General features: G+C 65.5%; 5 protein-coding genes. 1 reads left to right on the top strand and 4 read right to left on the bottom strand.

Going from position 1 to position 7,664, the window contains the following annotated elements; genetic code table 11:
- Window positions 1-32: 32 nt before the first annotated feature.
- Window positions 33-1,673: a hypothetical protein gene (locus tag A3A5_RS0112765; protein ID WP_018310963.1), complete on the top strand. Its 1,641-nt coding sequence runs from the start codon at window positions 33-35 to the stop codon at window positions 1,671-1,673.
- A 141-nt stretch (window positions 1,674-1,814) separates the two neighbouring features.
- Here the strand turns inward: A3A5_RS0112765 and A3A5_RS0112770 are convergent, their stop codons facing one another.
- From A3A5_RS0112770 to A3A5_RS0112785, 4 genes are all read right to left on the bottom strand, one after another.
- On the bottom strand, window positions 1,815-3,146 hold the full coding sequence (locus tag A3A5_RS0112770) for a nucleobase:cation symporter-2 family protein (protein ID WP_018310964.1): 1,332 nt from the start codon (window positions 3,144-3,146) through the stop codon (window positions 1,815-1,817).
- A gap of 261 nt (window positions 3,147-3,407) precedes the next feature.
- Entirely contained in the window at window positions 3,408-3,926 is a 519-nt protein-coding gene (locus tag A3A5_RS0112775) for a thioredoxin family protein (RefSeq protein ID WP_018310965.1), read from the bottom strand.
- Between the two features lie 3 nt (window positions 3,927-3,929).
- Window positions 3,930-4,631 carry a cytochrome c biogenesis CcdA family protein gene (locus tag A3A5_RS0112780; RefSeq protein ID WP_018310966.1) on the bottom strand — a complete coding sequence of 234 codons (702 nt, stop codon included), beginning with the start codon at window positions 4,629-4,631 and terminating at the stop codon, window positions 3,930-3,932.
- A gap of 264 nt (window positions 4,632-4,895) precedes the next feature.
- Complete coding sequence (locus tag A3A5_RS0112785; RefSeq protein ID WP_018310967.1) at window positions 4,896-6,419, bottom strand: Fic family protein; 1,524 nt, start codon at window positions 6,417-6,419, stop codon at window positions 4,896-4,898.
- Between the last annotated feature and the right edge of the window lie 1,245 nt (window positions 6,420-7,664).

The following is a 7,664-nucleotide window of genomic DNA, read 5'->3' on the forward strand; positions in this document are numbered from 1 at the left end:
CCCCCGCGATTGCCCCGTTCCCTGACTGCCTGATGCCAGCCACGCCTGCCCCGATCCGTATCGACGTGTCGGCCCCGTACCGGGTCGACGGCCAACCCGCGCGCTACCAGTCGGTCTGGCTGCTGGCGCGCATCTGGCATGCGCATCGCACCGGAGAGAGCGGCGTCACCGCGGCAGTGGTGCGCAGCGCCTTCCCGATAGCGGCCAACCTGCGCATGCTGGTATCGCGCGCGTTTGCGGACTTTGCGCGCTGGCAGGTGGCGGTCGGATGGGGGGCCGACCGCCAGCGCGATCCCGCCGCGGCCAACCCGGCGCACCGCAGCCGCGGGCCGTTCTGGATCACGGCTGCGAGCGCGCGGCGCCTGCGCTTTGTGGCGGACGGGCGCACGCTGGGCCCGGCCGCGCTGGCCCGCCGCCTTGGCTTTCCCACGGGGCCGCAAGCGGCGCCGGCGGGCCAGCCGGACGGCGTTGGCTACGTGATGCGCGACATGGCCTTCTGGAGCGAGCTGACCCAGGCCATGCGCGGCGCGCAGGACGGCCACGCGGGCATGCACGGCTCAGCCGTGGCCGAATCCTTCCGCGCGGCAGGCCGCAGTGCCGGCGACGGTTTCCAGCAAGCGCTGTCGCTGCTCAAGGAAAGCCTGGCCTGGCGCCGCTGCGGCCGCCTCGATCAGAGCCGGGCGGCGCTCAGGCGTGTCGACCGCCTGGTGCAGGCGGCCGAGGCCGGCGCGGCGACGCCCGCGTTCTGCGCCATGGCGCATATCGTGCGGGCCTGGGAGCGTTATACCCGCGGCGACGGCGACGGTGCGCGTGCCGGCCTGGAAGGGCTGCAGTCCGATCCGGAACTGCGCCTGGTGGTGCGCTACAACCCGCGCGTGCGATTTGAAGTGCTGAACCTGGAAGCGCTGCTGCACAAGGCCGATGCCATGCGCGCCGGGCATGCCGGCACGGCGCAGGCCGCGCAGCGCGCGCTGGATACCTTCGCCGGCGCGCTGCAGGCAGCCTACGAGGCCGATTCCGTCGAAGCCGTGCAGCATGCCGCGGCCAATATCGGCCTGTGCCTGTGGCTGTTCTGGCAGCACGGCCTGGTCGATGCTGCGCGCTCCTTGTCCGCCAGCGCGGTGCAGCGGCAGGCGATGCGCTGGCTGGGCTTGTCGGAGTGGATCTGCGACCGGTTCGGCGTGGGCGGCGGCACGGCGTGGAATGCGATCTTCCTGCTGCGCATCGCACGCGGCAGCTGCGGGCCCGATACGCCGCCGTCCGGCCGGCCAGCCAGGGCCAACGACAGCATGGCCGCGTTCCGCCGCCAGCGGCCGCTGTCTGTTGCCGACGCTGTCGACGCGCTGCGGCCGTTCCACGCGCCGTTCGCGCCGGCCAAGGGCTTCGTGCGCTGGTCGGCCGTGGCCGCGTTCGCACTGGAAGACCATGACGCCGGCCACATCAGGCTGGGGCCGTTGCAGCTGGCCAACCTGTTGCTCGAATCGGCCTGGTATCTCACCCACGAGCAGGGCGCTTGCGCAATAGCGTGCGCCGCGGTCGAGCGGCTGGCCGCCCAACTGCCCGCGCTGCGGCCGGCCGAGCGTGCGTTCTTCACCGCGGAACTGCGCGCGTTGCCGCCAGAGTTGCGCGATGCTGCCGCGGAAGCTTCGCGGCGCAGGCGCAAGGCGGCGTGACGGCGGAGTGCTACGCCCCTACACCGCGGGCGGGGCGATCAATCCCTACCCGCTGCGGAAGGCGCCCGCGCCAGGGGGGCGGGGCGGCTGCGCGAGGCGGCGCACACTAGCGCGGCCGCCGCGGGTTTCAAGGCAGGCCGCTCACGCAACCTCGCCGACGGTGCCGTGGCTGGCTTCTTCAGCGGGCTCGTCCTTGCCGCCGGGCAGCAGCAGGTTGAGGAACACGGCCGACAGCGAGCCTACCGTGATGCCGGAGCCAAACACTTCGTGGACAAAGGCCGGCAGCTTCGACAGCAGTTCCGGGCGGAACGTCACCGCCAGGCCGCAGCCGATCGACACCGCCACGATCAGGGTATTGCGCTGCGTGAACTTGACAGTGCTGAGCATCTGGATGCCGCCCGACACGATCATCGCGAACATCATCAGGCCTGCGCCACCCAGTACCGGCTGCGGGATCGTCACCACCAGCGCGCCCAGCACCGGGAACAGCCCCGCCAGCAGCAGCATGACGCCGGTCAGGGCGACCACATGGCGGCTGGCCACGCCGGTCAGCGAAACCACGCCGACGTTCTGCGCAAAGGTGGACAACGGCGGGCTCGACACCAGCGCCGCGAAGGCCGAGCCAAAGCCATCGCACAGGATGCCGCGCGACAGGCATTTGCCGGAAATCGGCCGCTGCGTGGCCGCGCCCAGTGCCATGAACGTGCCCGTGGACTCGACGATGGTCACCAGGAAGGCGATCGACATGGCGACGATGCCCGCGATGGGGAACGACATCCCGAAGTGCAGCGGCTGCGGCACCGCGATGATCGGCGCCTGGTGAAACTGGGTGAAATCGACCAGGCCCAGTGCCAGGCAGAGCAGGTAGCCGCCGGCAATGCCGACGACAATGGCCGAGGCCGACAGCATGCCCTTGCCCCACTGCACCACCGCGACCACCAGCGCCAGCACCGCGACGGCAATCGCCAGATTGCCGGGCGCGCCATAGCGGCTGCTGCCCTGGCCGCCTGCCGCCCAGTCGATGGCCACCGGAATCAGCGACAGGCCGATCATGGTGACAACCACGCTGGTGACGGTATGCGGAAACAGCTTGCGGATTGCCGGCATGAAGAAACTGCCCAGGATCATCACCAGCGAGCCCGCCAGCGCCGAGCCCAGGATGCCGGCCACGCCGTGTTCGACGCCCACGCTGATGGCCGCGCCGACAAAGGCGAAGCTGGTGCCCATTACGCATGGCATGCGGATGCCAACCGGGCCAATGCCCTTGCACTGGATGATGGTGACGATGCCCGAGCCAAGCAGGGCGGCATTCACCAGTGCAATGACCTGGTCCGGCGGCAGCTTCAGGGCGCCGCCAATGACCAGCGGCACTGCAATGATGCCGCCCAGGGCGGCCAGCAGATGCTGGAGCGCAAGCAAAAACGTCGTCAGCCGAGGGGGGCGGTCTTCCACCTTGAACAGCAAGGGCGCCATTCATGTCTCCTGTTGTCTGGCCGGATATGTTTCCGGACTGTCTTGTTCTTCTGGCGCCGGGGGAGTGCCTGCCCCGGCCCTGTCGTTGCGCGCTGCCGGGCAGGCGGAAACCCGCCTGCCGCGAGCGTGGCCGGAATCAAGTTCCAGGCCGCAACCGGGAAGCAAGAATAGCAGGGATAGGCACTCCATGATACAAAAATTGCATACAATTTGTATCAACTCCCTTGCGCGGGAGGATCAGGACCGGGGAGGAGCGCGGGGTCAGCGGCGCTCGCTCAAGGCCTTCTGGATCGCTGCCTCGGTCTGCGCGTACTGGCCTTCGCCAAAGTGCTTGTAGACCACGGTGCCGTTGGCATCGACCAGGTAGAGCGCCGGCCAGTACTGGTTGCGCCAGGCATTCCAGGTGGCATAGGCGTTGTCCTGCGCGACCGGGTAGCGGATATCGAAGCGCTTGAGCGCTGCCTGCACGTTGGCAGTGGACTTCTCGAAGGGGAACTCCGGGGTGTGGACGCCGACCACAACCAGGCCCTGGTCGCGGTATTTGTCGTACCACTGCCGCACATGGGGGAGCGTGTTGATGCAGTTGATGCAGCTGTAGGTCCAGAAATCGACCAGCACGACCTTGCCGCGCAGCCCGGCAACGGTCAGCGGTTCAGAGTTGAGCCATTTGTCGATGCCGGTGAATTCGGGCGCTTTGCCATAGTCGGCAGGGGCGGCGGCGGCATGCTGGGCGGCAACGATGGCGGTGGTGGCCAGCAGGGTACGAAGGAAGCGGTGCATGGTTCAGGCTCCAGGTTGGGAGGCAGGGAAAAGGGAGGTCAGCCAGGCGACGGCAAGCGTGTCGTACTGGAAGTACATGCCGATGGCGGTCGCCACCACCAGCACGCCGAAGCCTTGCTGCAGCCGGTGCGTGTGCCGGGCCAGGCGGCGCACGTGAGTGGTGGCGAACTGGCCGCCATAGGCAATGCCCAGCATCGGGATGGCCGCGCCAGCCGCGAACAGCGCCAGCAGTCCGGCAGCGCGATGCAGGTCTTGCGCCTTGGCCACCAGCGCGAGGATCGACGCCAGCACCGGCCCGGCGCACGGGGTCCACACCGCGCCCAGCGTCATGCCCAGCACAAAGCCGCCGGCCACGCCGGTGCCGGTCCGGCCACCGGCGCCCGCCAGGCGGTCGACCACGCCGGCGAACGGGGCCGCCAGGCGCTCGAAGCCCGCCGGCCAGAGCCGTGCCAGGCCAGCACCCAGCAGGAACAGGATGGCCGCGTTGCGCACCACGCCAGGGGCTTCGCTGAAGGCGCTGGACAGCGCGCCGAAGACTATGCCCAGCGCGGAAAAGGCGCTGACGAAGCCAAGCGCGATCGCCAGCGGGCGCAGCCGGCCGGATTCGCCCACCGAGCCGGCGAGCAGCATGGGCAGCACCGGCAGCACACAGGGCGAGGCAATGGTCAGCACGCCGGCGGCAAAGGCAAGGAAGGCGTCGATCATGGGCGGCTCCCATTGGCATGCGCGGTACCGTAGCGGGCACGATGGCAGGGGCCGGGCGGCGGATGGATGGCGACGATGGACATGGCGGAGAACTCCCGGTCTTGGCGATAGACGCATTCCACCGTCCGCACGTATCCCGGCTGTTTCCGCTTCCCGGCATCCGTGCAATCTTTCATGTCTGCCGCGGCCCGGGATACAGAGCGATACATAGTGGCGCCGCCGCCGCATAGTGGCGGCACCGGGCAGTGCCAACGCTGTGCCGCTTCAGCGGCCGCCGTGGAGCTCGAGGTATTCCTTGAATTCGTCGTGCACGACGGCTTCAATGCGGGCGAGCTCGTCGTCCGTGATGTCTTCGAACAGCTTGCGCTTGCGCCTGGACAGCTCGCCGTGGTTCTGGACGATCAGGTCGATCAGGTTCGACAGGCGTGACTGGCGCAGGTCCAGCCAGCTTTCCAGCCGTGTGACGCTGGCATCGTACGCGCGCAGGTACTGGATCTCCTGCGCAAGGTCTCGCTCGACGCACTGCTCGATGCATTCGAAGACGAATTCGCACAACGCTGTCGCATCAAAGGATGCGTAGAGCCAGCCGGGCTGTGGCGACTTGATCAGGATCGTGTCGCTGTCCGAATCCAGCGCGTAGTTGAGCAGGGCCGTCCGCGGGGCGGAATAGGACTTCAGCAGGGCGGCATAGGTATCGATTTGCTTGAGCATCCGCGCCGACACCGGCAGCACTACGCCGTCGGGCGTGACACCGGCCTGGCGCAGCAAGTGGTGGATGAGGAATCGATGGAGGCGGCCGTTGCCGTCGTAGAACGGGTGGGCGAAGACAAAGCCAAACGATACGCACGCCGCGGCCACGATCGGGTTTGCCGCCTGTGCCTCGACCAGGCCCGCCACCGCGGCAATGCCATCCATCATCGCGCCAAGCTGCCCGGGCGGCGGGGGAATATAGTCCGCGATGTTGCGCATGCGCCCGCCGCGCGACAGCCAGTTCTGCTTGTCGCGGTAGGCGAATTCGGCGCGCAGCCCCGAGATGATTTCGTTTTGCCACTCGCACAGCTGCTCTTCGGTAAGCGGGGCGGGATTGCCGGCGTATTCCAGCAATCGCCTGAACTTGGCGACCCGCTGGTTATCGGGGATCTCGTGCTCGATGGAGTAGGTCGATCGTGTTTCCGCGAGGTAGAGGTAGTCCACCGCGCGCGCCAGCAACTCTGGCTCGAGCCGCTTGATGGCCGCGGCCACGCGGCCGGGGAGGTCGGCGGCAAGGTACTGCGCCAGTTTCTCGGTGCGGCGCACCACGGGGCAAAACGCGGGCGGGCCCAGGTGGTTGTTCTGGATGCCGAACTGCAGGTCCGGCGTTGCCGGGCCGGTCAGGTACCGGGTCTCGTCCAGCGCCAGTACCCTGGGCGCCCCGGCCGGCAGCTTGTAGTCGAATTGAATTCCGGCAAGCCATTTGGCATAGAACGCGCTCAGCCTCGCATAACGGGAGGTCGGGGTGGCCGCCAGCCACTCCCGTACGGCCTGCACCGCTTGTGCATGCTCAAACAGCGCCGCCAGCACGGTCAGGTCCAGTTGCTCCTTCTTCAGCGCGAATGTCAGGTGGTCCACGGTCGTGTCGCCGCCGCGGTAGCGGTTTCTTGGGTACACGGTGCGCGTGGTGCCGTCCGGTCCGGTGTGCGTGCTGAGGACCCCGGTCTTGTCGGCGAGGGCGGACGTCGAGCGCAGCGGCGGGACGCGCAGCCCGAACTTGCGGATAAGCGCATCGTAGCCTAGTGGCGCATGAGACATATGAAGTCGCAATCCTTGGGTGCCGGTTTGCTCGGAGCTTACCAGAGTTTCTACAGAATTTACCAAAACATCTACTTGATGGCCAAGCGCTTTCGATTCCATCTATAGCGATGGATGGGCACCCTGGTCGCCCGGTTCACAGATGTTCTACAGCACTTACCGTTTCATCTACTTTCATGAGTGGCCTGGGTGATCTTGTCTACAGGGCTTGCCTTCCGACCCGGGTAGCAGTGCATCCGATCATGACAAAAATGCCATCTTCTGAATCGGCCTAATGGTGTTCAGGGTTTTTCGGTAAATCCGTCAGGGTTTTTGAGGGTTCCTGCTGCCATTCCGCACTAAGCGTTTTTATTTATTTGTCTGGCTCGAATAATCGCCTATAACTGCATCTACATGCTGCGGCTGATGTCACGCATCATGCCTACGCCCGTCAGGCTTGCCTGCGGGCTTTTTTTTTGGCACGTGGGTTGCTGTTAATACCGTATTAATCGCTCTGATTTCTCTGCTTCATCATTCGGCGCGGCTAAAATCATGACATTTATGTAATCATGACATTTTCGTAATCATGCTGGCAGACCGGGAGGATGCTTCCAGGCATTACAAATTCGTAATGATTGGATTTAAGTCCTTTCCCTCATTCATTCAAAACGAACCCTCATCTATCAGCGGCGATTCGGCTGGAAGTGGCTACAGTAAAGGGTTTCACGGTCATCGGATCGCACCTGGCGACGCCTTTCTCCGGGACCGATGATGCATATTCAGGGTGAATATCCGGGGCCGATCCTTCCCTGTCATAAATTCAGTGAAAACCCTGCCACCCCTTTCTCTTGACTTACTTGATATATCACATACTGTGTATCCAATCGCCGCTCCCAACTTGAGAGAGGTGAGGGCGGAGACCTCAGGTCGGCGTCGGAATAAGAGGCAAATAAATGCCAATGACACAGGAGACATGAAATGCCAGCAGCCACCCTTATGCTGAGGCGCAGCGCGTCCGCATACCCGCCCGCACCCCAATCCACCCAAGATAAGCCGCCAAATAAAATCGCAATTGGCGCCGAGAACGCTTGACAGGTGACGAGGTTCGAGGGGCCGCCGCCCTGCTTGCGCTGGATGTTTAGCGCAAGCAGGGCGGCGGCCAATAGAGGATCGCTTCTCGATCTTCGCTTGGCTCTCATGCCCCTGTCCGATTTGTTCGCTGCACTTGCCCAATATCTGCACACCAAGGTCTTTCACGATCTTGCC

It is taken from the genome of Cupriavidus sp. UYPR2.512 (assembly GCF_000379565.1).
In the GTDB taxonomy this organism is placed as follows: Bacteria; Pseudomonadota; Gammaproteobacteria; order Burkholderiales; family Burkholderiaceae; genus Cupriavidus.